Raw genomic sequence first — 24,863 nt, 5'->3', positions numbered from 1 at the left:
AATGCAGTGGCAGTCACGTTTAAAGATGTTGCGCGGTTAGCTGGGGTCTCAACTCAAACCGTATCTCGCGTAACCAATGGCGCAGATAACGTCGCGGAAGCAACGCGAAAACGCGTCAACGATGCGATAAAAAAGCTTGGCTATGTACCAAACAAAGGTGCACAAATGCTGAGCCGAGCTAAGTCTCGGATCATCGGTATTGTTTCCTTGGATATCTCTCTGCACGGTGTGGCTCTGATTGCCAACGGAATTCGTAACCAAGCGCATGAGATGGGCTACGGGACAGCGTTAACCGTGCTAGCAAACAACTCTATTGATGAATTTCGCGATGCGATTCGAGAGCTTATTGCACAACAAGTCGATGCTATTATTATCAACGCCCCCGTAAATCAAGACATCGCACAGTGTCTGATTGAGCAGTTCAGTCAACTAACATTGGTATTCATTGATGTTCCTGAAGGGACCCCTGTCAATCATGTTAGGTGTGATCATCATACAGGAGCAAACTTAGCGGTATTACATTTGATTGAACAAAAACGCGATTCCTTCGTGTGTATTTCTGGCCCATCTGAATCGACCGCCTCTAAAATTCGTTACGACGCGTGGCAAACACAACTCCAAAAACATGGAGCCAAAGAAGTTGCTTGTTATGAAGGTGATTGGCAAGCAGCCAGTGGCCACAAAGCGATTAAAGACCTTGTTCTAAAAGGTATAGACTTTGATGCGGTGCTAGTCGCCAATGATCAAATGGCACTCGGTGTTTTATGCGCTCTGTCTGAAGCAGGCATCAATGTGCCAAAGACGGTTTCTGTCATTGGGTTTGATGGTATTCAGGACAGTCAATATTTTTCACCGCCTTTAACCACGATCAAACAAGACTTCGACAAGTTGGGCCGTAAAGCCGTTAAATTAATGCTCAGCCAAATGGAAAAACCAGAGGGAACAATCTCTGAGGTGCTGCCCGTCAATTTCGTCGTCAGACAAAGTACAAGTGAAAAAGCAGATACTTCATATGATAAGCAAGAGGTGCTCGCTTGCCTTGAAAATATTCGTCACCTACTGCCATAATTAGTAGAACTATTTAGCCATCTTTTTTATGTTGCTATTAAGCCGATAGTATAAGAAATGTTAGAAAAGTCTCACTTTTTCTTATCTCAAAGAAGTAGCACTGAAAAAATGCTATATTGAAAGCCTCATATCATCATTCCTCCACAGAAGGAATAACACTATGCCACCCTACCTGGTTACTTACTTCAACGAGAAACATACCGTGATAGATAAAGAAACGATATTTATGAAAAACCTAACCAACGCTAAACGCTCGGCAGAGCATCATGCGCCAAAGGGGACTGACCAAATTGAAATCAAAGATTTAATGGATCAAGTCCTAACTCGATTAACGTTAGATGAAAGCTGGCTTGATAACATTGAAAACTGATATTGCCTAACAATCAAAGTTCGTTTGAGATGTATCAATAAATACACAGGCTTGATTAGTTTTTCGTATTAGCCTTTGACACAGTTTAATTTGTTTGTCTGTCAAAGCCTGTTTACGGTTAAGTTGATCGAGTAAACCTGAAAGCATATCTCTGTCCAAGTTACTCAGTTTTTCAGAATGTATGAGGAGTGTCGTATTTATAAGTTCAGAAAGGTTTCTTGAACTCACAATCACCATTCCTTATCCCACTTCTTTTGTTCCTTAGCCCTTTTTCCTTTCGGATTAAGAACAGGTTTTTTCTGCTTTTGTATCGGTTTGGATAGCTTACTCATATATAATCCTATTTTGATGGTTAACTAAATTTCGCACCTTATCCATGCTGACTATGAAAGAGACGATGATACTACATAGGTCAGCATAAAATAGACAAAAGTGAGTAACGGCACTAGTTAAATTAGCACATTATTAATTATTGTAAGTATCGCAAGACTTTGTTATTTAAATTGATGGATCTCAATCAAGAAGCTACGCTGTGATCGACTACACTCATTAACCTCCGGTTATTAAATAACTAACTGGAAGCAAGACAAACGTGGTAGACCCCGCCGATTAAGTAACCTGCACTGATGAGGCAACAACCCTTCTTTATAAATTAGTAACAAAGCCAACTCTATGTTCAACACAATGTAACACTGAAGACACGATACCAAATGAGGTAAGATAGATCGTAATTATTATTAGAAAAAGTTTGGGTAAATTTGATATAGAGTAGAAGAAACTATTTCAAATGGTTAGTTTTTATTAATGTATCGTTCAGCATTTGAAAATAATTTATCGCATAACTTATTTTGAACCATATATTCTTTTGAACCTTCTTCCATAGATTCTAGCGTTTCTTTAGCTTCTTGGTATTCTTTTACCATCATAGAAAATCGTTCTTCGAAGTTGTTTTTCTGCGTTTTTTTGATCGATTTCTTTCTTACTGGTTTTCTCATATAACTACTTACCTTATAAATCCCAAAGTTTCTTTTCTTCTCGTTCTAACAATATATCTTCAATTTTTTTTCTAATTTTATGAATACTATTATAATTATCATTTGTACTAGAGCTTTTATTTTTCATCATTCTTGAGTTACTCTTAATCGATGGTTTTTTCAAAGGATATCCTCCTTCTTTGATATGAGTACGAAAATGCCTCCAAAACCTCACGTATGAATCTTTGATTTTCAAGTTCAAAAAATGAAAATAGAGGTCAAAGAAGCTGGTATTTAACCTAGTAAGAGCATGGATTTTTAGTACATCATTGTTTACCTATTTTCTGGTAGCAGACCAAGAAATACCAATATTATTTTAGATTAGTTTTTAGAGTCATCGGGCTGATTATTAAAATTAAACAAAAAAGACCTCGACTAACGAAGAGATCTTTTAAATAACTCTTATACTAAAGTAACGTTGTCAGCTTGTGGGCCTTTGTTACCTTGTTCAACATTAAAAGAAACCTTTTGGCCTTCAGATAATGTTTTGAAACCTTCGTCAGAAATTGATCTGAAATGAACAAAAAGGTCAGCACCACCGTTATCTGGAGTGATGAATCCAAAACCTTTAGTTTCATTAAACCATTTTACTGATCCAGTTGTTTTATTTGACATAATATATCTCGATACATTGAATTAATAAAAAAGAAAGCTACTAAATAAGGAATGAAGAAAAAGGTATCGCAGGATAGATATGACGAACTTAATCGAATAAAAACTGAGAAGATCTTGAACTAAATGTATTATCAATAGCTCACTGTTTGAGCTTCGGATACTATACACTATGTGTACATAATAGATATGCATTTCTTGATATAAATTTTATTATGTATTAAATCAATCACTTAACGGAAAAATCATAGTGAAAAATGGTACGTCAGATTAAAATCTATGGTATCATTAGAGTAATTATTGCAAACAGATATTCGATACAACAATAAAGCCTGTTTTTAACTTTGAAAGAGGCATAAACAAGTCAACACGAACCTTATTGACTTAAAGGCAAAGAATGAATTGCAGAAGTCAATAGAGCTAGTAATTGGTGTACCATCATGCGCTACTTAGCGATAGTCTATCCAACATATGAGCACAAGAATCGAGTATTAAACTAGACTTTATTTGTCTGATTTTAAAGGAAATTATAGCAGTTCAACCGATGAGTGGACGACCATACATTCTTCGTTGGTTAAGTTTCTACTATTATCACACCTGTTAATAGGAATTTGGACAGTTTGTATGTGGATCAATAATGAAAACCTACCCCTGTGTATATTTGTTGAAAAGAAGAGCGCTGCGATTTGTTTAGCCGTAAATCACCTCTCAAGTAGACCCTAGATCTAACTTAGTAAAGTGTCTACTAAACGTGGAGCATTCGGGTTTATAACGCCGTGTTAAGTGGTGAGTAATGCAGACCACTAACCTAAAATACTGTGCCGTACACACTACAGCCAAAGCAAACGAAAAATGCTACACATTGCGAATCGCTCTTAAACAAGTTTGTTAGCATGTTGTTTCCGCAACAAACTCACTCACTTGAGAGCGTGTAATGAAACGTACTTTAGTACCGTGAAAATCCTGAACAATTGTTGATGGAACTATCGTGAACTTTTGGATTCTCGCACCGAGTATTCAAAAAAACATTTCAATCATTCACGAAAACTCTTCTCCCCCAGTTCTTCATTAAATTGCTTAAAGCTCTCCGAACCATGAGCATAAAGAGAACTTTCATACTCAGACTATTCCAAATAACAACATCTCAACAGAAAAAACAAGCTGTTCAGCTAATGTTGAGAGTTTCTTCCATTCGATCAAAGTTGAAGCGATCCAATACGAACCGCTCAGATATGAGACAAGATAAACGGTCTTTGAGTACATTACGGTTGATTATAATCTGACGAAAAGACAGAGTGCTTAAACCCAGTTGACACTGAACAGCAAAATATCGCTTGATGAAGTGCCCAGTCTGGCTGTAGCAGTTTAGGGGTAAAGTAGGCCATCAATATTAACGCGATACTTATAAGATAAGAAAAAATTATATTCTTCCAATTGTGAGGTACCACTTTGGGTAACAGGACTAAAGTTGTAAACCGAGATAACATGATTTCCTTTATTTGCTTCCAGGTAGACACCGACCGCAAGCCCTACTTCATCCATGCTTACTTGTTTTTTCTTACTGTAATCGGGATGTGTCACATCTGTGATCTGATAATCCCCCTTGAGCTTTAAATACCCAAGTCCCAATCCTGTTCCTAACTTTACATTCCATTCATTACGGTTGTGCCGGTTAAAGTGGTAAAAGAGGACCGGTACACCCGATAGAGCGTAGCCCGATATGGATGTTCCCAAATCAATGCCAGTGTCATTCCCACCGACTTCTTGCTTATCAACTTTAAATATACTCCAATCAAATTGTAATTGAACACCAACGTTAGAATCTTTGCTAAAATAGTACTCGTCCGACAGGAGTGATACCGTCGGATAATACTTTATGTCGCTGGTCATGCGGGCAATTGTTTTTTCGTTATCCTTGGACTCTTGAATATCGATACTATTCATTGTGGCTTGTATGCCTATAGCGACTTCAGCGGCCAAGAGTTCGGATGAAAATAAGGAAGCGACAAAGGCAATAATTGACAGAACTGTTTTCAAAAAAAAAACCATACTCAGGAATAATAGAAGGAAAGTAACAGCTAGCACTGTAGTGATCAACTAAACTGTAATAGTTCAGACATGATCTGACAGTTACCCACTTTTCGATTCAGTACCTGTCAAATTACGTCTGGGCTAAATTCTTTTTAGCCCAGATTGATTTCCCATCCTCTAATGTTTCTATTGGCATTCTGCCACAGCACATTTTTCCTTGATAAGTACGATGATTGTTGTAGTCCATCCATTCGTCCAGATCTTTTTGTAACTCCTCCATCGAACCATACAGTTTTTTCTAAACGTTATTTGGACAATACTTTGTTAGATTAATTGCTTTAACAAGAGTGCAATATATAAGAATAAGTAACTTGAAATCTGATTTGTGCAGACTATCCCAAGATTCTAATACTCACTATTTTTCATTTATTTTTTGACTACTATAGACTTTCTTCAAAACACCTACTTCCTATACTCACAGATATTGTGGGACATTAAAGGATCAATATATGAACCGAGTTTACTCACTTGCATTAATAGCGAGCTTAACCATGAGTCCAATTTCTCTTGCTGCTGAACAAGCGGATGTGATTATCACTAACGCCAAGATTTACGGTTACGACGATGCAGATGCTATCGCGATTTACGATGGTAATATTGTGTATGTTGGTAATACACCCGAAGTCAATGCCTATCGGACCTCGACAACTAACATTATCAATGTTGAACAAGCTTTTGTGATGCCGGGTTTTATCGATAACCACAACCATGTGTTTGAAGCGGCTTCGGAGGCAGGGGGCAATTGTGAGCTGAATATGGATGCTTCACTGGAAGAGCAGACCCCCTATCTAAAAGCGTGTCGTAAGCAAGCTAAGTCGAACGAATGGCTAATGGGTTATGGCTTTTCTCTTGATGCAATCCTAAGTGAAGACAACCGTTATACACCTTTAGAAGTGATTGACCGTATTTTCCCGGATCAACCAGTGGTGATTATGGAGCAGACTTCCCATTCCATGTGGGTGAATTCAGCAGCCCTTAAGCAAGCAGGCATCTCCAAATACTCCCAAGAACCGCAAGGCGGCAAGATTCTTAAAGACGATAAAACTGGAGAACTCAATGGCATTTTGCTTGATAATGCGGGCGATATTGTTATGGAGATGGCATGGAACAGCTTAGAGAGCCAATTTGATCAAAGTTACGAAGGCTTAATGGCAGGCCTTGAAGAAGCGGCCGCTCATGGTATAACCACAATTGGTGACGGTCGATTATATTGGAAACGTGGCTGGTATGAAGTGTGGAAACAAGCTGAAGAAAAAGGAAACTTAACGGCTCGTGTATCGCTTCGCCCGTGGATTTACCCGGCCGACTCCATGGAACCCCAGCTTACATTTTTAAAGAAAATTCAATCCAGCGACAAATCTCGTTTGCTACTGGTGGATCAGGTGAAAATGTATAGCGATGGTATTTTCATTAACGGAACTGCAAAAACACTGGCTCCGTATCTAGACACCTATATTCCTGACGAGCCATACGGCATCAACTATATTCCACCGCAGCAAATGAAAATCTGGCTTGATGAGTTAAATCAAATTGGTTATAGCGCTCATATTCATGCTATAGGTGATGGAGGTATTCGTGAGTCACTGAATGCTATCGAATATGTTCGCAGTCAAGGCGCAGATAAACCTTATACACTAACTCATGTGGAGCTGGTGAACTCAAAAGATGTCCCGCGTTTTGCCAAGCTGAATGTAACGGCAGATTTTCAGGTTGGCTCTGATTATGTGGCTTACCATGATCACAAATGGGCAGAAGTTTTTCTTGGTGCTAAACGCACCAGAGCCATGATGAACCTGAAAGCCATCTTTGATACAGGGGCTAACGTCTCCTTGAGTAGTGACTGGAATGTGCATGATATCAATCCGTTAATTGGTATCGCCAATAGCCTTAAAATGGGTAAAACGGGATTGCCGGATATTCATTCAGCGATTGATGCGTACACAACCAACGCCGCAGAAAGTTTGGGAATCAGTGATATTACAGGTTCGATAGAAGTCGGAAAATCAGCAGACTTTGCCATTTTGGAACATGATATTACCCGCTTGCGGGTAGGTGAGATTGCCGACACTAAGATCTTAATGACAATGTTACAGGGTGATATAGTTTTCGACTCAGAAGAGTAACTAAAAAGGTGCAGGATGTTTCCGGCACCTTATTTTTCCACGGAGGTAAGAGTGCTACGTAAACGTTTCTATATTGAAGTGAGCCTGAAACAACTAATACTGCTGGTGATCCTTGTCCCGGTACTGTTTAGCTGCACCTTCGATAGCATGCGCGATATGGAACATGGTAATCAGTCGGCGATTTTAGCCGTTATTGGGCTCATGATGGCTGCTGGTATTATTGGCGTGTTTGAAGCGACATACCAGAAAACTCAGCTTGCTAATCAGATTCAGCGAATTCTGGTTCACTTCACTAAGCTACTTCTCTTTACTGGTATTTCTGAGCTTATGATCTTGGCGATAGCGGCTATTGGCACCACATCAACGGTATGGGACGATCCATTGCTATGGGCGCTATTACCTATTTACGCCTCCCTGTATATCTATGATTGGTGGGATGCGCTTATCGCAGCGTCTGACTAATTCGCTACTTGTATTGGTGTTTCTGGGGCAGAAGATGGTAGTGTTTAAAGGCTTTAATTACCATACTCCCACTTTCAGAAAGGGTTAGTCCGTTGCGCCAACACAGCTCAACTTTTCGGTCAATGCCAGAGAGTTCGAAGTCGCAATTGAGAGCAACCAGTAGGCCGTTTTCGATTTGCGTGCTAACACACTCCTCTGGTAAAAACGCAAATCCCTTATTGTGTTTGAGCATAGCTATGAGGGGATCGATATCTGAGAACACACAGTAACACGGGCTAAAACCATCGTTGTCTTCGCTACTTACTTCACCCCATACTAACTCGCGGTATTCACTCAAGTCCTTACTGGTAACGTGAGATAACTGAGCCAGTGGATGGTCAGGACTACAGACTAGAATTTCTCTATAGCACCCTAGACGGCAATAATCGAAATGTTTGTGATGAATAGTTTCCGACTCATGGGTAATTATGACGTCTACATGACCATCGCCTAAGTCTTGCTCCAGTTGGGTTCTTTCATCGCGATAGACCTCAACACTCAAATGGGGTAAATCTAAAACAGAGGCTAGAGGTTGCGTAAACACAATGTCAGGGATGTAGTTTTCAATCCCTATGGTCAGTACAGTCGGCTCATTTTGCATAAGCATTTCAGCACCTTGGACAAACTTATCAAGGTGGCTCAGTGTATGAGTAAGATGGGGAAGTAAACGTTCCCCGTCTTTACTCAAAGTGGTTTTATTTCCTGTTCGGTCAAAGAAGTTAACCCCTAGATCGATTTCCAGATCAGAAATCCATTGACTAACCTGAGATTGCTTTTTACCCAGTTTACGTGCCGCGGCAGAAATCGATCCAGTTTCTACGGCTAATAACAGTGCTTTTAGATGAAGTGTGTTCATAGACCAATACTTAGAGTTGATGGTGCTTTGACTAATTCCTGTATGTATTCAATGCGTGACTCATTTCTTGAGATCTCAGCTCAGCCAAATTACACAATAAGTCCTTGTTCTTTCTCAATTAAGACATATGTAGAATTAATAATTCTACTCGAAGATAAAAAAATATTAATAGAAAATTCTCCGCGCCCACCTATCTTGAATTACTATGCTCAGCGCGTAGCACCCGAAAAACAAGCCCTATTCGAAGAAAGCATACCGTTCTAACCCAAAAAAGAATGTATTAAAGACATATATGAAAAAAGATAAAGTAAATCACCAATAACATTTTTAAACTAAGCAAACACTCTAAATTGTTTTGGGGCAGTAATGAGTTAACCAAATTGTGCCCCCTAATTACCTTGAATTGTACAGATAAACATTACCATAAAGTTCGCCTGAGCTAGAATCCAAAGAAACGTTACAAGACAGTGACGTAATCGAGCTTTAACGTTAATATTAGCCCTACTCCACCCCATCCTTAAAGCGCCGCTCCAATCATGGAGTGGGCATGACATTACAGACTAGCCGAAAGCAAGTTCCAGTCAGTGCAAAGCGCCTGAGAAAACTTGCACCTAACTGGTCATACGCGAACAACATTCTTAACTTTGGTTGCGGTAAGTTTCCAGACCTAATAGAAGAATACCTTACTAACTACCACAAGCAGAGCATGACGGTCACTCACTTTGACCCGAACTCAAAAACCAAAGGCGTAGTGAACAATATTGCCGAAATTGACAGCTCAAAGCGCCGTTTTTGCGTCATGTTGTGTGCGAACGTACTTAACATGTACAAAGATCTTGATGCAGCGATCGCAGACATGGCCAAGATTGATTTTGATTGCGCGGTCATCCAAATCTATGAGGGCAACCGTTCCGGTAAAGGCCGTAAAACGCGAGACGGCTACCAACGCAATGAGCCTGTATCGGCTTACCTACCTATCCTAACGAGCAACTTCCACAAGTTCGATGTGACCTTACACCGAAGCGATAAGTGCATCACTATCGTTAAAGGCCGTAAGTATTACGAGCTGGACGATTTGGAGGACTAATCATGCAACTGGATGAGACGTTCTTTGAAATCCCATGCGATGTAGTGACATTCGATGGCAAGGTGGAACACACAGAGTTAACCGACATTGACCGTGCGGTGGCTGCCTTTTTCCAGAACGTGCTTGATTCTTTACTTGTGACTGACACTAAACGGCGAGAGAACAGTGAGTTTTCTCGCTTTGTTGGCCGTGATAAGTCGAGAAAGATTTATTATGGCAACTTTACCGATCCAGTGTCATTCCTATCTAAGTTAACAGCCAAATTAGGCGGCAAGGTGAAAGCAAACCGTAATGAGCTTTTGCCTGTTTGCTATATCACGCGCGATCCGGTGATTGGGTTTGTTGACGGCGCGGAGTACGTCGATATTGCTGACTATGGCGAACTGGCCAATGAACAAGGCCAGCCTTATGCCGTGATTAATAAGTCCTTTGTCGCGCTTACCTACCGCATTAATGCCCTAGCTTGGAACCAGTCTACCCTTAGCCGCCTAGCGCTAGGTTTAATGGTTTGGCTACGTCATACCAAGGGCAAGCGTAAGCATGTATTCAGAGCGAAAACCATGCTCGCGGGTACTGAAATGGAAATCAGCATCGAGATACGTGGCCGTAAAGATGCGATGACCGAACCCGCCGAAGTAGACCATGAAAATACTCGCCTGTTTGCTTCCTCAATCTCTTTTGAAGTGATTGCAGAGGTTTATGAGGCCGAGTCGATCACTGTCCGTCAGGGCGCGATTGGTATGGGAGGCCGAGTCATTGAGTAATAAAGAATACTTTCTCGCCCAAAAAGTTGTCACCAACGAAAATGACATCCCTATCGAGCACATTCATTCGTTTACCTACATTGAGTGTGCTTCGATGGACGGCAACAAGCTAGTTATGGAAATCATGGATCAGGCTGCCGTTTATCGGGATGACTACGGGATTAAGCGCGGTTCAGAGATCGAGGTCACGATGGCCGATGTGAACGAGCGAGGCGATCAGGTTTGGATTGAAAAATTCATTGTGGCCAAGTCCACCAGCGCTGACGGTATGCTTACCGTTCAAGCATTCCAAAAGGATGCGCACCTACTTAAAGAGCCAGTCACAACGCCTCGATTCTTTGTTGAAATGCAGCCTAAAGACATTCTGGCCGAGCTGTTACCCGAGCTAAAAATCGAATGTGACAGCTTTGAGCGTGGCGCTACGTACCATTTAAATGCTGGTGGTACTAAGTCTCGCTTAATTCGAACAATGGCCAGAGATTACGGCTCAGTGGCGTTTATCTGCCGTGGTGTTATGCACTTTAAGTCGCTCAAGAACATGGATATGAGCGAGCAATTCAAGCTGGAACAGTCGAATCCAGAGGAAGCAGAGCACAGCTTTGCGAACTACTCCATTATCGGAGAGGAAGCCCTGTTTGAGCGCGTTCTTAACCGTAACTATGCCTCGTGGGATACCGTCGAGGGCTTCCAAGGTGGCCAACGTTCGGGCGCTATGGTCATGGTCAGCGTTCCACAAGCCAAGGCGCTGAATAATCAACACATGGCCATCATCCCTATTTTGGATGTGGAGCTCACCGGAAATACCGCCTTTACGCCTCTTTCAGTGTGCTCAGTGTTATTCCATAAACGGCTACCCGCTACCGAGCTGGATGAGTCCATGCCAGAGAAACAAATCATGAACCGTGTCGCCCATTGCCAACGTGGGAACCGGTATCAGTGTCGTATCGAGTTGGGAGTACGCAACCTATGAGCGATTCGTCAGAGAACAGAACACGCACCAACGTCACTAACCGCTTGTTTGGTAGCTATCAGGCCGAAGTGGTAAATACCGTCCATCCGAAAGGCTTGTACATGGTATCCGTTCGCTTGCTTGGTTATTGGGATGCAATCCCCGATAAGGATTTACCTTTTGCCGAGTTTCTACTGCCATTGGGCGCAAAACCGAGTGGTGGCCATGCAGTGCCAGTGGAAAAAGGGGATCTGGTTTGGGTGGATTTTCCTCGTAATGGCGATACCCGTTATCCCCGTATTACCGGATCGCTTTACTACGCGCCTAACTATGAGTCGTACCTACCAAGCGAGGTGAACGGAGAAGCCTATCAGCCTAAACGAGCCGAGGGTGAACCCGAGCCACCAGCCTATGACCGCAAAGATGCGCTCTTTGTGCGATTTGGTTTGCGCGAGCTCATCACGTATCAAGGCGGCTACTCAATAACGCATACCCAAAGCGGCACGGCCATTGAAATCACACCAGATGGCCAATGTGTTATCCACGTCGAGGGCAATGCGTTTCGCAGCTCAACGGGGAACACATTGGAGCAAATCGGAGGCGCACTAGCTATCAAAGTGAAAGGCGATGCGAACATCGAAGCGGGTGGTAATGCAACCGTAAAAGCCTCCGGTAAAGCCAACCTAGAGGGTAATGAAGTAACCATTAAAGCGAGTGGTAACGTCAATATCGATGCTGGTGGCCAGTTCGCTGTTAAGGCTGCCGCAGCACCATTTACATTAGGGTAATGCACTATGCCAGCCGTAGGAATTGTAGGGAGTGTGGATAGTGGTCATGGTGGCTTTAGTCCAGGTGTTTTTGTTTCTGGCCAACCACTACTGACCGTGAATGGAATCAATGTATTAGGTACGGGTGATATATCCGTCATGCACGTAAAACCAGATAACCCGCCGCACGTAGGCGTTATTACTGGTAGTTCAAAACTTACTGTTAATGGCGTTCCGGTCGCCGTGGTAGGCGATGCCCTTGGGTGTGGCGCTACGCTGGTAAACGGTAACGACTTGATGACGATTGATTGAGGCAATTTGATGTTAGACACACAAGAGCAAATCGAACAGTTTCGCCAGTTTTTAGACGTAGGCGGCCTTAAGGAAGCGGAGAACCTTACCCGAGGTAAATACCTTAAGGTGAAGTGTGAAAGTTTGTCAGAGAAGCTATCAGGCTGCATGAGCGAGGATATTGAGGACTACCAAGGCGCATCAAAGCTAGTCGCAACGCTTAAGGGCTTAAATGGCTCAGTGAGCGCAACGGTGGCCACGTTAACGCAATGGAATGAGCACCTAGTGTTGATCACCGATCCAACCGACCTCGAACAAGTGTCCATTGGTGTGAACATCAAACACAAGGTTGATGGTACAGAGGACAACGTACCCGCTCCGAGTATCTTGCCAATTACCGGCAAGGAAGAACTGAAAGCGCTTGAGGCAGTGATCAATGGTCTTTCCGGCCATGTGGATGCAACCGTATCTCTTATGGCGCAAATCAATACTGCATTAACGCCACCAACAAGCGGCAGTGAGTCAGATAACGGTGCAACCTTACCGCCACCAGACTTGCCGCCGGAACTAGAAAGCCAAGCGAATGCGCTAAACGAGATCATGGCTCCCCTTGCTGGTGGCGTGACCAGCTCAAGCACGGTGATTGACGCAATGATCATTGCGTCGAAAGAGGAACGCACCTTAGCGTTAGGCTACTTCACTAAGGCGATTTCATTTACCATTTGTAGCAACCAGACGAAAAAAACGAGCATCAAAGATGCGACAGCAGAGGTATTTACCCTGTAAAATGTTTTGGTATTTTGTAAATTTCCTATTCGTACTAAATATTTAACAATATTAGCTATTCAATTAACCTTAACGCATACGAGTTATACGGATTATTGTCGCTTCTTTTCGTACTGACGATTAACTTAGTTAAAGTCCGTAACGAGCTTAAAGCGACCAAGGCGCGCCTATCCTTTGTGGTACGCAAAAGCCTTAGCGTCGATGGCGAGTACATGTACGATGGATGCCGAATGAACGTGATATTTGATGCGGTACGATACAGCGGAAATCAGTTTTACTTGATGCGTAAAGATCAGGTGATGGCCAGCTTCCACGTAGAACCCTATCGAGTTAATCCTGTTCTTGATTACTTCAAATCAAACAAGATAGACCCCGTTCAAAACCGACCATAATCCAAGCAAAGCCAGCGTTCACGCTGGTTTTTTTCTGAATTGCAGGCAAAAAAAGCCGCGAGGTAAGTGTTCGCGGCGCAAGAAGCTATTACAAAGGTTAAAAATGAAGTTTCAACGTTAGTTGACACCAGTCGATTGGGATGCCGATCTGGTAAAGCAAATATATTTCCTATTCCGAATATAGTCAATACATAAGTGCATATTAGTTAAGCTAAGTTTGGAAATTTATAAAATGAAAAAAGTCTGTATTGTTGTTGGCCATAGTTGTAAAGATGGCGGCGCTTACAATGAAACATTCGGAATGAATGAGTATGGCTATAATCATCCCCTAGCCAGCTTATTGGCCGCCGAGCTACATAAGCGAGACATTCTTCCAGTGATCATGTATCGAGACACCTACTCACGGATGATCGGTGATGTGAACGAATCGGGCGCTGACTATGCCATCGAGTTACATTGTAACAGCGTGGCCAATAAGTCAGTTCAAGGCTCAGAGACATTGCATTGGCATAAGTCGGACAAGAGTCAAGCACTTGCTCAGCGCCTACAAAAAGCGGTGGCTGGACTTATCGGACAGCGTGATCGTGGCCTTAAGCCTATCTCGAACACTGGTACTGATACTCGCGGTTGGCGTTTCTTGATGAAAACCAAAATGCCAGCCGTGATTTTGGAGCCGTTCTTTTTGTCTAACGACGAGTCGTTACAAAAGGGATTGGAACTGCGCGAAAAGCTAGCCGTAGCACTGGCAGAAGCGTTCGCAGAACACATTAAAGAGAGCAACTAATGATGGGACTAGCAAAAGTGTTTACAAGTAGTCTATTTAAGAGCGCCACCAGCGAGAAAGTAGGTGGCATTATCCACGAACTGACCGAGTTTGGTGATCGTGTGTTTACCAGTGACGAAGAACGCAAAGAGTTTGCCTACAAACTGGCAGAGCTTGAAGCGGCCAGCTCTAACACATTGGTACGTACTGGACGCGCCGCTATGATGTGGAGCATCGCGCTGGTGGTCGTTTATCAACTCATTGTTCGTGACTTTTTGGCCGTTTTCTATGGGGTTGAGCTTCCAAGCTTAGAGACTGACACACAAGAGCTACTAAGCAACGTGTTCGGCTTTTTGGCAGGAACCCTATAACAACTGAAAATTTTTTAAATTTTTTTTAGATGCCCTTTCCTATCCCCTTTTCTCTCAACAAAAACACACGATCAACGACATAGACCCCCCCTGTCGTTACCATTCCCACAAAAGCGCACAAAAAGAAACAAATTCATTATATAACAATAAGTTAAACGAACTTTTACCCCTGTTTTTTTCGCAATAAATCTTAATTACTATCCGAAGTTGAGCGAATTTTTACCGCTTTCCTGTGGCTAAATCATTCCGAACACACTCAATTAATAGCTAAGGTTTATTTACATGGCAGATAAACGTTCTAACTTCAACAAACGCATTGAGGCGATTCATTTAGGCGCTCAAGCAATGCACAATCTGTGTGTCGAATCCCAATTCGATTCACAAACAGGCATATTTCTAACTGACGACAATTCTCGTGGCGCGGCTATTTTGTCAGCCATTGCGAATGAGCCTATGTTCGAGTCAGTGTCTCAAGAAACAGCGGTTAGCATCGTATCAGGCATGCAGTCTGCGGTGCGTGAATACGAAAATACTTACGGCCACCTACCTAGCGATGAGCTAATGGCATCAGCTCACGCAACTATGCGTAACATGATGATGCTAGAGGGTGCTAAGCGTGATGGCTCAACAGGCGCAATGATGCTTGAGTCGATCGGTCAATCTCTATCAACATCTGAGGGTGTTGAAATCCGTGCGAAGATGGTTGGCCTAGTGCTTCCAGTTCTTCTTGAGACAGCAACACTTGACGCTGTAACGATGATCCCTGCGGGTGCTAACGAAGTTGAGATCTTCAAAGTGTACCGCCGCACTGGTTCAAACTTCGGTGACTTCGCAGCGGGTACTGAAATCGACCAAGCAACGGTTGGCCAATACTCGTCTATGCGTCAGCGCTACAAGTTTGTCTCTGAACAGCAACCAGACGGCACTAAGACAACTCACGTCTTTGACTCTAAGACTGACCTACAACACACCAAGTTTGAAATCCCATTCACGAAGACATCTGTTTCCCTATTTATTAACCATAAACGTGTGGCTCGCGACCTAGACAGCAACGGTAGTCAAATAATGACAGGTACTCACAATGGTATGGTTATTAACTGTCAGATAGACCATGCAAAAGGCAAAGTTACCGTCACTCCAACATCAGCCCTACCAGCAGGAACGGTTCTGCACATCGAGTTCGAAGTAGACATTGAAAGACGCCCTGACCTTATCCCAACGATCGACCATGATATGGACTCTCGTATACTGCGCCCACGTCAAAACGCAATCGCAGCAGACGCGACTATTCAAGCGATGTTCACAATGCAACGCGAGTTTGGCCAAGATCTGAAATCTCTACAGATGAGCCACATGCGCAACACATTGGCATCGGAAAAAGCGACTCGCCACCTAGTAGATATGGACTTTGCTTGTACGCGCGAAGAAACATTCAATATCTACGTAGCGGCTGGTGAAGATTGGCGTCTACATCGTGAACGTCTAAACGAAGTTCTTCTAAACGTTTCTACGAAGATCCTACAAGCGACTCGCACAACTGGCATGACAGGTATCTTTGCTGGTACTGGCGCGTCAACAATCCTTAAGTCTCTTGGTGCTCCATATTTCGTAGCTCCGGCTAATTACCAACAGAAAAACGCTATCCACTACGCAGGTAAGTTGTTCGGCATGTGGAAAGTATTCGAGTGTCCGGTAGTGATCGGTACGAACGACATGCTTTGTTACGGTCGCGGTTCTTCTCACTCAGAAGCGGGCTACGTAGCAGGTGATGCAATCGCAGCAACCATGTACACGCATCCAATCGGTAAAGGTCTAGTAGCGTCTAACACCCTATACGAACTGGCCTACGGCGAAATCCATCCATTCGACGGAGAAGACTACTTCTACCGCGTGAAACTTATCGACGAAGCTCCTGTAGCAGAAGCGGCATAAGGCAAGTAAGCGGCAGTCTTACGGGCTGCCGCTCTTGGGGGATTCGATGAAAGAAACGCTCGTTTTAATCACCAACCACACACCAAAGGAAATCACGGTACAGGGTCGCCTCATGCCACCACTGGCTAAAGATTTCCCTCTCTCAGTTTTCAACGTGAACCGCTTCAAACACGAAGTGGAAGCGGCCTACCCAAACGGCCTTGTTTCGGTTCGCCTTGAGCCAACGGTTTTACCAGAAGCTCAAAGACAACCAGACACAGCCACCAGCAACAAAGGCACAGCGCTATCAGCACTTGAGCTAAGCGCGAGCGTTGAAAAAGCATTGACTAACCACGGTGTAGCAACGGTTGAGCAACTAACCGAAATGACGAAAGACAACGTGATTGCGGTGAAAGGTATTGCTCAAGCGGGTTTGCAAGAAATTGTAGACCAGCTTGCAGCACAGGATCTAACGCTGAAAGAGACAGAGAATGAGTAAGATTGAATTTTCAATGGATAACGTCTCACAAGTTGCGGTTTCGCCAATTAACGCTGACTCGACAACTAAGCAAGGCACTGGCTCTAACCAGCTCGTGTTTGGCGGTGTGATTGTGTCTCAAAAAGGTAAGCCGTTCGAAGTTATTCCGGTAACGGCGGCTAACTTCCTAGACAAACTAGGTAAGCCTTACCACTCAAGCCTTGGCAAATTAGCTGACGGCATGCGCGTTCTTGATGAAGCATTGCGCGGCGGTAATGGCCTTGTGGTTCGTGTCGTACCAAAAACGGCAACTTACCCAGCTATCAAGCTAACTAAACCAGCAGACGATGTAGTTATCACTAACGAAGCGATCAACTACTCGGCTGACCTATCGCTAGAAGATGGCGAATTTTTAGCGATCGCTATCAAAGACGGTGCTCAATCCGATAACCGCTCTATCACGCTTGCGAAAGCAGACGAAGCGACTTATGGCACTGGCATGTTCACTCTTACACTAAAGGAAGAACAGGCGGCTGGTGGCTCTGTAGTGCTAGAAGAATGGGTTGTATCCCTAGATCCTACAGCAGTAGATCAAATGGGTGGCGCTGCGTTTATCGAGACTGTTCTTGAAGAACGTTCGCAGTACCTAACTTGTCGCATCGATGCAGAAGTAGCGAAACGCGAAGTTACTGCAATTGCGAAAACCAAATTCACTGGCGCGACCAACGGCAATATTAGCGACATTACGGCTGACGATTACCAGAAAGCAGTGAAAGCACTACGCACTACCGTTTACAGCTTTAACTACGTTTGTGGTTTGGGCTGCTACGACACTGCGGTAATCACTGACCTTGCGCAAATCTGTAAAGACAAACGCATTTCTGGCTACTTCGATGTTGATCCTCGCCTAACGCACGAAGCGGCATTGGAGTTCAAAAAAGGTCTGAACTTCAACAACCATCGCGCTTCATTCGTGCATATCCCTTACCAAGCTAAGTGTCGTTTCTACGGCAACATGGCGGTATGGGGCGGCTCGGGTATCGGCTTTGCAGCTAAAGCGCTTGGCGTTGCTAAGACCTCTCCGGTCGGCGGTTGGCACTACACGCCAGCAGGTGTTGAACGTACTGTTATTCAGCGTACTGGCCTAAAACCAATCCAAGGTGCTGGCGAGCCTAACTACCAAGAAATGTACAAGGCACGTCTAAACAAACTAGGCACAGACGAAAACGGCAACCTGTTCATTGATGACTCTCTAACGTCATCTGCGGCTGAAAACTACCTACGTTTTGAGCAAGTCGTGTCTATTGCTGACGCTATCTCACGCGACTTCTACGCACTAGGTAATCGCCTAAAACACCAACCTGACGGTGCAACGCTTGAGGGTCTAACTGACGGTATGGCAAGCATCCTAGAGGGCTATGAAGCCGTTGGTGCGCTAGTGACACCTCGTAATCCAGATCAAGACGGCGAAAGCGCTTGGACACTGGAAATCAAGCAAGTCGAAATCGACTACTGGAAAGTCACTTGGTCGTTCTGTCCAACTGGCTCTGCGCGTCGAATCCTTGGTGAACCTGTACTAATCCGTTAATCAAAAAAAGAGCAAGAATAGAATGAAATCAATGTTTTCTGAGGGTTCTGTTCTTGCTCGGCCATTTGTGATGCCACAAGTGGCCGAGCAGGAACAAACTGAAACTGCATTTTTTGAGTCTGTAACAGAAGATCAACTTCTTGAGTCAATCAACCGCGCATCAACCATCATGGCTCGCCAAGACGCAGCAGCGGCTTGTGTTCAGTGGGTTAACGGTGGTGACAGCTCAATCGACAACCTAGACGCAATGCTATTTGGCATGGCTGGTGGCGATGACGATACCGAGCTAACAGATGGCCAAGCAGCGCTATACGAATCGCTACAGGAAGCGGCTAGTGAGTTTATTGCTCAAGTTGGCCAGCCAAAAGAGGGCGACATGCAAGAAGCACTGGAAGATCCAGAAGCAGCAGATCGCATCTTTGAATCCCTAGAGCATGGCCTAGGCAACGTGGACTCAGACGAAGCGATTGCAGAGTTCGCCGTTCGTGAATCCATGATGCTTGAAGCCCTTAAGAAAGTGATCCGTGATGGCAAGGTAACTTACATCAAAACGAATCGCCGTAAGCGCCGTATGAGTGCAGCACAAAAAGCAGCACTTAAGAAAGCGCGCGCGAAAGCTCACAGCTCATCGGCTAAAGCAGCTCGCAAAAAGGCTAACCGCATGCGCGATTCTCGCGGCATGGACAAGTAAGGGTAAGCAATGGCTGTAATTGTCGGCGTACCTAATGATGATGGCGTGTCTATCCACAATAAATGCGCCATTACACAAGTCATAGGCGGTCAAGAGGTTACTGTCATTGGTTACATGACTGATGAGTGTCAGCTTGCCTTTAGAGCGATATGGGAAGCGCCGTTTGAGGGCGATTCCGTGGGTAACATCAATGCCCTAGATAAAACGTCCTCAGTCGCGCAAACCGTGTCGGATAAGACGAGTAAAACACTATGGAACAGTCAGCAAGTTTGGCAAGGAAACGAACCGCCAGAAATCACAGCAACGCTGAAATTTGTCGCGTTCACCAATGCCAAATCAGAGGTTAATGATCCCATTAAATACCTGGCTCAGATGATAAGTCCCGAGCTGCAAAATACTGTTCCAGTCAGTTCCGATGGCCTTGGTGGCCGTGTTCCAAGTGATGCGCGATTCAAGATTGGCAAAGCGCTCAATCTACCCATGCGTATTAGCGAGGTGAGTTATGACATTAACGCACCTAAGACGCGAGACGGGAATTTCGCTTACAACACGGTAACTATTACCGCCGCTCCTAAGCAAATGATTAATCAGTCACAGATTCCAAACCACTTCCAATAGAATAGGTGTAATTATGGCCGGAGCATTTAACGCAAAAGGCGATATGAATTTCTTAAAACAGAGATTCACTAAGAACATCCAAGCTGGCGAAAAGATGATGGGTACAGAGTTCGAGATGAAAATCGAAGAATACCCTAATCTTAGCGTTTTGGTGCGTTCTACTCAGTTTCCAGCAATGGGCCGTGCAGATGTAGAAGATTTTGGCCAAATGGGCTTGGGCTACATCCAAAATGGTGCCCTTGAGAACAAAGGCGAAATCGCGGTGACGTGCGTAGAAACGATCACAGGTACCGTGCTAGAAATGCTACGTGAGATCGTTCGTGAAAAGAAAATGATCACTGTCGTTATCGAGTCTACGCCTGAATCAACTAAGGGTAAGGGGGCAACCTCGCATCGATTCCGTTTGGAGCACGTAAAAGTACGTTCAGACGTGATCGACCTATCGACAGAAGATTCAGCAGCACTTGTTAAGCCAGCTATCACACTGCAATACAACTGGGTAGATTTCTAATCGCCAACCAGTCCTATTCTATTCCCTAAAAAAAGGCCGCCAGTTTGGCGGCTTTTTTGATGCTCTTAAGCTTTAGTTAGTCTCTCTTTCAAGTCGGCTGGTGCGATGTAGGTATTCTCGTTGCCATCCTTTGATTTGAACAATAATTTCAGCTCCACCAGCTTCTCAAGATACTTGCGCGCAGAGGTATGAGACACGTCAAAATCAGACTGAATTTCCTTAACTGAAAAGACACGTCCGGCTGTTTCTAATCCCTTGGCCAGAATCACAATGTGCGGCAGTTTCAACACATCCTTAAGATTGGATTCATCGAGTAGATCGCGCACCTCTCTCGTATCTTCAATCTTAGATTTAATGTACTCGTTAAAGCGCTCAATCGCCTTAATGATGACCGTTAACTGGTAGTCCACAAAGTGCGTTAAGTCGTTGTCGTCCGTTTCGGTGTAAACGTAGCTTCTAACGTACTTGGTTGACGCGAGTTTAAGTGGCGCAGAGATCGAGACGTACTTAAAGTTCTCATAACCATGCTTAAGGATGAACCAGTAGAAAAGCGCCCTAGCCGTTCTCCCGTTGCCGTCCATGAATGGGTGAATGTAGCCAATCATGAAGTGCAGAATACAAGCCTTAACGATTGGGTTAATAAAATTGGTGTTGGTGGTATGGTCGGTATTGGCGAAGTCACATAGTTGCTCAATGAGCTTCAAAACGTGCTCATGTTCGGGTGCTTCGTGAACAATATCGCCAGTGGCCACGTCTCTAACCATGACCGCATCCGTTCTATATTGGCCAGCAACGTGCTCATTCTCTAACACGCCATCGGTGGCTATTTCATTAAATCCGCTAATCAATTCTGGTGTGAGCTCTACATCCTTAAGATCATCGGCCATCATAATCAAACGCCAGTTATTGATAATCATCCGTTCGGAGTCATCTTTAGGCTCACGTTCCGTTTCAAGCATTTCCTTGGCCACTTTGCGCGTTGTGGCCGCTCCTTCCAATTGAGCGCTGCTAATGGCTTCTTCCATGATCACGCTTTTCACTAGGTGTGCCTTTTTATCTTGAGCAGATAGCGGCAAATCTTCTAGTTTGAGCTGTTTATCGATGCGGAATAGCTTAGCGTCGAGACTGGCGGCACTAAGCTGGAACGGATTGCCCTTTTCATCAACAAGCGAAATGTCGTTAAGGCCACGTCTGATTTTTAGGGCATGCCAAGCGTAGCCCTTTTGGTCGCGTTTAAACTCTTTTGAACGGTACTGAAAGTCATTCCAATGCAAGTAATTACCGCTGCTATCAAACCCGTACTCAATTGGGTCTAGCTGACCGATTAGTTCTACTACTTTCATGAAATCAGTAGGTTTTTCTGGTGGGAGGCTAACCCCCGCAATCTTTTTTCTCATGCCGTGAAACTTTTTGAAAATGTTTAATACATCTAGTATTGCACACAGGAAGTGGGAGTCAATCGATTATCTATCTAGGAGTTACAAGGGGTGTAATGCTTTGCTGAATACTTTCAATAATACAGTTGCCCCCTTAACTTCCATCCCAATCGATCAATATTTTATGCCAGTGATCAACAACTGTCGGTAGACAGTAAAGTTCAAAACCTTTCGAATCGTTGGCTTTTCAGGAAGTCACTCTAAAATTCACTTCGTAACACTAATAAGTGCTCCATTATTATTGGTAGACCTTTTACTCATTCACATCCTTTTCATTGGCTTTTTCCCCTACAAAAATTTATCCATTCTTCTAGTGGTGTTCGTTTATAAATCCCCGTGTTGTATTACGGGGGTATTACGGGGGTAAATTCCACCATGCTTCAACGGTTCGATTAAATCTTGATTAGGCTATAATAAATAACAAAACACTTATGCAATTAATTTACCTTATTGAAACTATGAAGCCATCTGTTGAGCATATTGCAAGGAAACTGCACAATGTGCGCATAACAGGAGACTAATAGTCGTATAACAAGCGTTAGATGACCTTTAGGTAATTAAGGAGTAATAATGAAATATAGATTAGGTTTGAGACAAATTACTGAAGCTGATGTAAACGCACAGTGCCCGTTTATGCCGGAACCAGAAGATTACCAAATGTATGTAACTGCTTTCGCTGATGATTTTAATCAGCTAGATATTGTTGAAAGTGCTGTCGTTGAAAATAATAGTGTGATCATCAAGTTAGCTGAGGGAGTTGACATTGAACAACTACGACAAGTAAGTATTTCAATACACCAAAACTACTGGGACAACTTACGAACAACAGGGTTTGAAAAGATCGCCTAACTAACTGTTCAAGAGTGATTCGCAACGCGCGGCATTTGACCACGCGCTTTTTTATCTTTGCTACTTGATTCAGTATTTTCTTAGTCGTAGCCTATGTGCGCTAGGTTTTATATGTCAAGGATATGAAATGGCTAAGTTTTTAAATACAAGTGCGACAAACTACTACCTCGAAGAACTGATAAAGAACGCTTCTGAAAGGCTAATCCTCATCAGCCCTTTTCTTAAGCTTAATGATCGTATTCGAGAGCTTTTGGAAGACAAAGACCGATTAAAGATAGACATTCGAATTGTCTATGGCAAAAGCGAACTACAACCTGATGAGATTAACTGGCTAAAAGGTCTCTCCTTTGTGCGTACCAGTTTTTGCAAAAACCTCCATGCAAAGTGCTACATGAATGAAAGTGCTTGTATCATTACAAGTTTAAACCTCTATGAGTTTAGCCAAGTAAACAATAATGAAATGGGTATCTTCATTGACCGTGACGAAGACCCCAATGTCTACAAAGATTCCTACGAGGAAGCTCAACGTATTATTCGTATTAGTGATGAAGTTAGAATCTCGTTAGAGAAAGTTCAAGCTGCTAAGTTAGATACGGAACCTACTGAAAAGCCTGTTACAGATAATGAACTAATTAAACTCAGCTCCTCTAAGTTAGCTAAAAAGCACAAACTTAAAACAGATGAGTTTCTCAGCTTGTGTGTTAATAAAGGATACTTAACGTTAGATGACGGAAAGCACTCATTAACCGATGAAGGTAAATCCTCAGGTGGTGAGTTTAAATACAGTAAACGTTTCGGTCCATATTTTGTCTGGCCAGAGTCCTTGGAAGTATCGTAACTATTTGGTTCAATATTTTAAAGTGAGTACAGCAAACATGAAGATTAAAATAAGAGCTATGTTAAGTTTAGCTGCCGCCCTTAGCTTGATAGGTTGCACTTCCACTAACTTCAGTGAATATAAGGATCTACCTGGCCATAAGTCCATAGCTGTTGGCTCTAATGGCGTTATCGCATATTCCTCATCGAATCCCAATGTCGAAACAGCCATTACAACAGCCATTGATAAATGCTCTTCAATCGGTGGCAAAGATTGTAAGTTTATCGATGTTGATGGTTATAGTCCTATTGGTAATAAAACATATATGTATGATGATCGTGCAGCTAGTGTTGATTACCTAGACAAAGGTTCATACAAAGTAAGATATAAATGTGAGCAATTAACAAAAGCGATGGCACAGTCATTATTTCATTCAGGCCATACTTACCTAGATGGAGACTCAGATGGGAAGCCTTGTGAGTCAAACCTTTGGAGCTCATATTATTCGACAAATACCAGTAGCAGAAAAGTAAAAGGTACTAACTGTCATTATGTTCGTGGGTATCGAAGAAAAAATGGTACTTATGTCAGTGGTTATACACGCTGTCGTTGATTACAAGGCTCCATTTGGAGCCTTTTTTATATGATTTTCTTTAATACTCTCGCATACTTGAGAATCTGATGTGCGATAGCAATATCTCTTGCTGCTCATAAGCACCTCTCTATTAGTTATCTTGTCTAACTAAAAGGTGTCTATCAAGTCAGTGGCTATTCAGATTGCTCTATGACAAGGACTACCTACCCAATTAATGAGCTTTTTATCATCTAAGAAAAGGTAATCAGAGTTATAAGTCACTAAATTTTAATGCCTTACTGATAACGCGCACTTTACATAGACAAATTAGTCTAATTCATTGACAGTTCTTATTTGGGGCTCTATATTAACCTTGTTCTAGACAAAAACGTCTTAAAATCTGCAAGCAATAACGCTTTGCTGATTAGCAGGTACAGAGTATGAGCAACGAAAACATCAACAAACAGCTTATAGAATTCCTCATTGGTTCTAGAACTGAAGCAGGTCTTTCTCAGGAAGATGTTGCAGCACGTTCTGATATCTATGGTATGGGAAGAACTCTTGA

28 protein-coding genes and 2 pseudogenes are annotated in these 24,863 nt (G+C 43.2%); 23 read left to right on the top strand and 7 right to left on the bottom strand.

The features are described 5' to 3' along the window. Positions 1-6 precede the first annotated feature (6 nt). Entirely contained in the window at positions 7-1,068 is a 1,062-nt protein-coding gene (locus tag IQR33_RS11585; RefSeq protein ID WP_193838004.1) for a LacI family DNA-binding transcriptional regulator, read from the top strand. Between the two features lie 160 nt (positions 1,069-1,228). Continuing rightward, on the top strand, positions 1,229-1,438 hold the full coding sequence (locus IQR33_RS11580; RefSeq protein ID WP_017634146.1) for a hypothetical protein: 210 nt from the start codon (positions 1,229-1,231) through the stop codon (positions 1,436-1,438). A 791-nt stretch (positions 1,439-2,229) separates the two neighbouring features. On the opposite strand, the gene IQR33_RS11575 is transcribed toward IQR33_RS11580, so the two are convergent. The 3 genes from IQR33_RS11575 to IQR33_RS11565 form a co-directional block, all read right to left on the bottom strand. After that, complete coding sequence (locus tag IQR33_RS11575; protein ID WP_054579159.1) at positions 2,230-2,433, bottom strand: hypothetical protein; 204 nt, start codon at positions 2,431-2,433, stop codon at positions 2,230-2,232. A gap of 13 nt (positions 2,434-2,446) precedes the next feature. Then, positions 2,447-2,596: a hypothetical protein gene (locus IQR33_RS11570; protein WP_193838005.1), complete on the bottom strand. Its 150-nt coding sequence runs from the start codon at positions 2,594-2,596 to the stop codon at positions 2,447-2,449. A 278-nt stretch (positions 2,597-2,874) separates the two neighbouring features. Then, entirely contained in the window at positions 2,875-3,087 is a 213-nt protein-coding gene (locus tag IQR33_RS11565; protein WP_053307303.1) for a cold-shock protein, read from the bottom strand. A gap of 1,165 nt (positions 3,088-4,252) precedes the next feature. Here IQR33_RS11565 and IQR33_RS32860 point away from each other — a divergent pair. Next, positions 4,253-4,422 (top strand): annotated as a pseudogene (locus IQR33_RS32860) (IS3 family transposase); the annotation flags it as partial. A 27-nt stretch (positions 4,423-4,449) separates the two neighbouring features. On the opposite strand, the gene IQR33_RS11560 reads toward IQR33_RS32860, so the two are convergent. Together IQR33_RS11560 and IQR33_RS11555 are read right to left on the bottom strand one after the other, a co-directional pair. Beyond that, complete coding sequence (locus tag IQR33_RS11560; protein WP_033905380.1) at positions 4,450-5,121, bottom strand: hypothetical protein; 672 nt, start codon at positions 5,119-5,121, stop codon at positions 4,450-4,452. 124 nt (positions 5,122-5,245) lie between these two features. Next, positions 5,246-5,413 (bottom strand): annotated as a pseudogene (locus IQR33_RS11555) (IS481 family transposase); the annotation flags it as partial. 211 nt (positions 5,414-5,624) lie between these two features. Between IQR33_RS11555 and IQR33_RS11550 the strand changes: the two are divergent. Together IQR33_RS11550 and IQR33_RS11545 are read left to right on the top strand one after the other, a co-directional pair. Continuing rightward, positions 5,625-7,298 carry an amidohydrolase gene (locus IQR33_RS11550; RefSeq protein WP_193838006.1) on the top strand — a complete coding sequence of 558 codons (1,674 nt, stop codon included), beginning with the start codon at positions 5,625-5,627 and terminating at the stop codon, positions 7,296-7,298. 51 nt (positions 7,299-7,349) lie between these two features. Next, entirely contained in the window at positions 7,350-7,760 is a 411-nt protein-coding gene (locus IQR33_RS11545) for a hypothetical protein (RefSeq protein ID WP_017065034.1), read from the top strand. Positions 7,761-7,764: 4 nt separating this feature from the next. Here the strand turns inward: IQR33_RS11545 and IQR33_RS11540 are convergent, their stop codons facing one another. Next, on the bottom strand, positions 7,765-8,655 hold the full coding sequence (locus IQR33_RS11540; RefSeq protein WP_193838007.1) for a LysR family transcriptional regulator: 891 nt from the start codon (positions 8,653-8,655) through the stop codon (positions 7,765-7,767). A gap of 547 nt (positions 8,656-9,202) precedes the next feature. Between IQR33_RS11540 and IQR33_RS11535 the strand changes: the two genes are divergently transcribed. The 15 genes from IQR33_RS11535 to IQR33_RS11465 all read left to right on the top strand — a co-directional run bounded on the left by IQR33_RS11535 (position 9,203) and on the right by IQR33_RS11465 (position 20,622). After that, the gene (locus tag IQR33_RS11535; protein ID WP_193838008.1) at positions 9,203-9,742 is read left to right on the top strand and encodes a hypothetical protein; all 540 of its coding nucleotides are present in this window, start codon (positions 9,203-9,205) and stop codon (positions 9,740-9,742) included. 2 nt (positions 9,743-9,744) lie between these two features. Beyond that, positions 9,745-10,506, top strand: a complete 762-nt coding sequence (locus tag IQR33_RS11530) for a hypothetical protein (protein ID WP_171343305.1) — start codon at positions 9,745-9,747, stop codon at positions 10,504-10,506. After that, a complete protein-coding gene (locus IQR33_RS11525) occupies positions 10,499-11,476 on the top strand; it encodes a hypothetical protein (protein ID WP_193838009.1) in 978 nt (325 codons plus the stop codon). The genes IQR33_RS11530 and IQR33_RS11525 overlap by 8 nt, the downstream gene beginning before the upstream one ends. Continuing rightward, positions 11,473-12,243, top strand: a complete 771-nt coding sequence (locus tag IQR33_RS11520; protein WP_193838010.1) for a hypothetical protein — start codon at positions 11,473-11,475, stop codon at positions 12,241-12,243. The genes IQR33_RS11525 and IQR33_RS11520 overlap by 4 nt, the downstream gene beginning before the upstream one ends. Positions 12,244-12,249: 6 nt before the next feature. Further along, positions 12,250-12,534 (top strand): PAAR domain-containing protein, encoded by a 285-nt coding sequence (locus IQR33_RS11515; protein WP_042522745.1) that lies wholly within the window; start codon positions 12,250-12,252, stop codon positions 12,532-12,534. 9 nt (positions 12,535-12,543) lie between these two features. Next, a complete protein-coding gene (locus IQR33_RS11510) occupies positions 12,544-13,299 on the top strand; it encodes a hypothetical protein (protein WP_193838011.1) in 756 nt (251 codons plus the stop codon). Positions 13,300-13,394: 95 nt separating this feature from the next. Beyond that, the gene (locus tag IQR33_RS32855) at positions 13,395-13,691 is read left to right on the top strand and encodes a hypothetical protein (RefSeq protein ID WP_193838012.1); all 297 of its coding nucleotides are present in this window, start codon (positions 13,395-13,397) and stop codon (positions 13,689-13,691) included. A gap of 232 nt (positions 13,692-13,923) precedes the next feature. Then, on the top strand, positions 13,924-14,475 hold the full coding sequence (locus IQR33_RS11500) for an N-acetylmuramoyl-L-alanine amidase (protein WP_170890815.1): 552 nt from the start codon (positions 13,924-13,926) through the stop codon (positions 14,473-14,475). Then, positions 14,475-14,825: a hypothetical protein gene (locus IQR33_RS11495; RefSeq protein WP_017635640.1), complete on the top strand. Its 351-nt coding sequence runs from the start codon at positions 14,475-14,477 to the stop codon at positions 14,823-14,825. The genes IQR33_RS11500 and IQR33_RS11495 overlap by 1 nt, the downstream gene beginning before the upstream one ends. 282 nt (positions 14,826-15,107) lie before the next feature. Further along, positions 15,108-16,757 (top strand): hypothetical protein, encoded by a 1,650-nt coding sequence (locus IQR33_RS11490; RefSeq protein ID WP_054579145.1) that lies wholly within the window; start codon positions 15,108-15,110, stop codon positions 16,755-16,757. Positions 16,758-16,803: 46 nt separating this feature from the next. Continuing rightward, positions 16,804-17,235, top strand: coding sequence for a DNA-directed RNA polymerase subunit alpha C-terminal domain-containing protein (locus tag IQR33_RS11485; RefSeq protein ID WP_054579144.1), 432 nt, complete (start codon positions 16,804-16,806; stop codon positions 17,233-17,235). Then, on the top strand, positions 17,228-18,802 hold the full coding sequence (locus tag IQR33_RS11480) for a hypothetical protein (protein WP_193838014.1): 1,575 nt from the start codon (positions 17,228-17,230) through the stop codon (positions 18,800-18,802). Before IQR33_RS11485 ends, IQR33_RS11480 begins: the two co-directional genes overlap by 8 nt. A 22-nt stretch (positions 18,803-18,824) precedes the next feature. Further along, entirely contained in the window at positions 18,825-19,493 is a 669-nt protein-coding gene (locus IQR33_RS11475) for a hypothetical protein (protein ID WP_171343314.1), read from the top strand. A gap of 9 nt (positions 19,494-19,502) precedes the next feature. Next, positions 19,503-20,111, top strand: coding sequence for a hypothetical protein (locus IQR33_RS11470; RefSeq protein ID WP_017635635.1), 609 nt, complete (start codon positions 19,503-19,505; stop codon positions 20,109-20,111). A gap of 13 nt (positions 20,112-20,124) precedes the next feature. After that, positions 20,125-20,622 carry a baseplate protein gene (locus IQR33_RS11465; protein WP_193838015.1) on the top strand — a complete coding sequence of 166 codons (498 nt, stop codon included), beginning with the start codon at positions 20,125-20,127 and terminating at the stop codon, positions 20,620-20,622. Positions 20,623-20,687: 65 nt separating this feature from the next. Here the strand turns inward: IQR33_RS11465 and IQR33_RS11460 are convergent, their stop codons facing one another. Beyond that, positions 20,688-22,019: a Fic family protein gene (locus IQR33_RS11460; RefSeq protein ID WP_193838016.1), complete on the bottom strand. Its 1,332-nt coding sequence runs from the start codon at positions 22,017-22,019 to the stop codon at positions 20,688-20,690. Positions 22,020-22,628: 609 nt separating this feature from the next. Between IQR33_RS11460 and IQR33_RS11455 the strand changes: the two genes are divergently transcribed. The 3 genes from IQR33_RS11455 to IQR33_RS11445 all read left to right on the top strand — a co-directional run bounded on the left by IQR33_RS11455 (position 22,629) and on the right by IQR33_RS11445 (position 24,337). Continuing rightward, positions 22,629-22,907, top strand: a complete 279-nt coding sequence (locus IQR33_RS11455) for a hypothetical protein (RefSeq protein ID WP_048626775.1) — start codon at positions 22,629-22,631, stop codon at positions 22,905-22,907. A gap of 127 nt (positions 22,908-23,034) precedes the next feature. Beyond that, positions 23,035-23,745 carry a phospholipase D family protein gene (locus IQR33_RS11450; RefSeq protein WP_048626774.1) on the top strand — a complete coding sequence of 237 codons (711 nt, stop codon included), beginning with the start codon at positions 23,035-23,037 and terminating at the stop codon, positions 23,743-23,745. A gap of 37 nt (positions 23,746-23,782) precedes the next feature. Then, positions 23,783-24,337: an excalibur calcium-binding domain-containing protein gene (locus tag IQR33_RS11445; protein WP_157626655.1), complete on the top strand. Its 555-nt coding sequence runs from the start codon at positions 23,783-23,785 to the stop codon at positions 24,335-24,337. The last annotated feature ends 526 nt before the right edge of the window (positions 24,338-24,863 follow it).

It is taken from the genome of Vibrio sp. OPT46 (assembly GCF_015163535.1).
GTDB classification, from domain to species: Bacteria; Pseudomonadota; Gammaproteobacteria; order Enterobacterales; family Vibrionaceae; genus Vibrio; species Vibrio alginolyticus.
Note: the sequence above shows the minus strand (reverse complement) of the source record. Positions and strands in the feature narration are given on the sequence as shown.

Bases quoted from the DNA above. Each gene is read 5' to 3' on its own strand.
- IQR33_RS11540 (WP_193838007.1), bottom strand. From the start codon at position 8,655: ATGAACACACTTCATCTAAAAGCACTGTTATTAGCCGTAGAAACTGGA.
- IQR33_RS11520 (WP_193838010.1), top strand. From the start codon at position 11,473: ATGAGCGATTCGTCAGAGAACAGAACACGCACCAACGTCACTAACCGC.
- IQR33_RS11485 (WP_054579144.1), top strand. From the start codon at position 16,804: ATGAAAGAAACGCTCGTTTTAATCACCAACCACACACCAAAGGAAATC.
- IQR33_RS11580 (WP_017634146.1), top strand. From the start codon at position 1,229: ATGCCACCCTACCTGGTTACTTACTTCAACGAGAAACATACCGTGATA.
- IQR33_RS11500 (WP_170890815.1), top strand. From the start codon at position 13,924: ATGAAAAAAGTCTGTATTGTTGTTGGCCATAGTTGTAAAGATGGCGGC.
- IQR33_RS11530 (WP_171343305.1), top strand. From the start codon at position 9,745: ATGCAACTGGATGAGACGTTCTTTGAAATCCCATGCGATGTAGTGACA.
- IQR33_RS11480 (WP_193838014.1), top strand. From the start codon at position 17,228: ATGAGTAAGATTGAATTTTCAATGGATAACGTCTCACAAGTTGCGGTT.
- IQR33_RS11470 (WP_017635635.1), top strand. From the start codon at position 19,503: ATGGCTGTAATTGTCGGCGTACCTAATGATGATGGCGTGTCTATCCAC.
- IQR33_RS11565 (WP_053307303.1), bottom strand. From the start codon at position 3,087: ATGTCAAATAAAACAACTGGATCAGTAAAATGGTTTAATGAAACTAAA.
- IQR33_RS11515 (WP_042522745.1), top strand. From the start codon at position 12,250: ATGCCAGCCGTAGGAATTGTAGGGAGTGTGGATAGTGGTCATGGTGGC.
- IQR33_RS11475 (WP_171343314.1), top strand. From the start codon at position 18,825: ATGAAATCAATGTTTTCTGAGGGTTCTGTTCTTGCTCGGCCATTTGTG.
- IQR33_RS11445 (WP_157626655.1), top strand. From the start codon at position 23,783: ATGAAGATTAAAATAAGAGCTATGTTAAGTTTAGCTGCCGCCCTTAGC.
- IQR33_RS11460 (WP_193838016.1), bottom strand. From the start codon at position 22,019: ATGAGAAAAAAGATTGCGGGGGTTAGCCTCCCACCAGAAAAACCTACT.
- IQR33_RS11495 (WP_017635640.1), top strand. From the start codon at position 14,475: ATGATGGGACTAGCAAAAGTGTTTACAAGTAGTCTATTTAAGAGCGCC.
- IQR33_RS11510 (WP_193838011.1), top strand. From the start codon at position 12,544: ATGTTAGACACACAAGAGCAAATCGAACAGTTTCGCCAGTTTTTAGAC.
- IQR33_RS11535 (WP_193838008.1), top strand. From the start codon at position 9,203: ATGACATTACAGACTAGCCGAAAGCAAGTTCCAGTCAGTGCAAAGCGC.
- IQR33_RS11490 (WP_054579145.1), top strand. From the start codon at position 15,108: ATGGCAGATAAACGTTCTAACTTCAACAAACGCATTGAGGCGATTCAT.
- IQR33_RS11465 (WP_193838015.1), top strand. From the start codon at position 20,125: ATGGCCGGAGCATTTAACGCAAAAGGCGATATGAATTTCTTAAAACAG.
- IQR33_RS11455 (WP_048626775.1), top strand. From the start codon at position 22,629: ATGAAATATAGATTAGGTTTGAGACAAATTACTGAAGCTGATGTAAAC.
- IQR33_RS11575 (WP_054579159.1), bottom strand. From the start codon at position 2,433: ATGAGAAAACCAGTAAGAAAGAAATCGATCAAAAAAACGCAGAAAAAC.
- IQR33_RS11450 (WP_048626774.1), top strand. From the start codon at position 23,035: ATGGCTAAGTTTTTAAATACAAGTGCGACAAACTACTACCTCGAAGAA.
- IQR33_RS11550 (WP_193838006.1), top strand. From the start codon at position 5,625: ATGAACCGAGTTTACTCACTTGCATTAATAGCGAGCTTAACCATGAGT.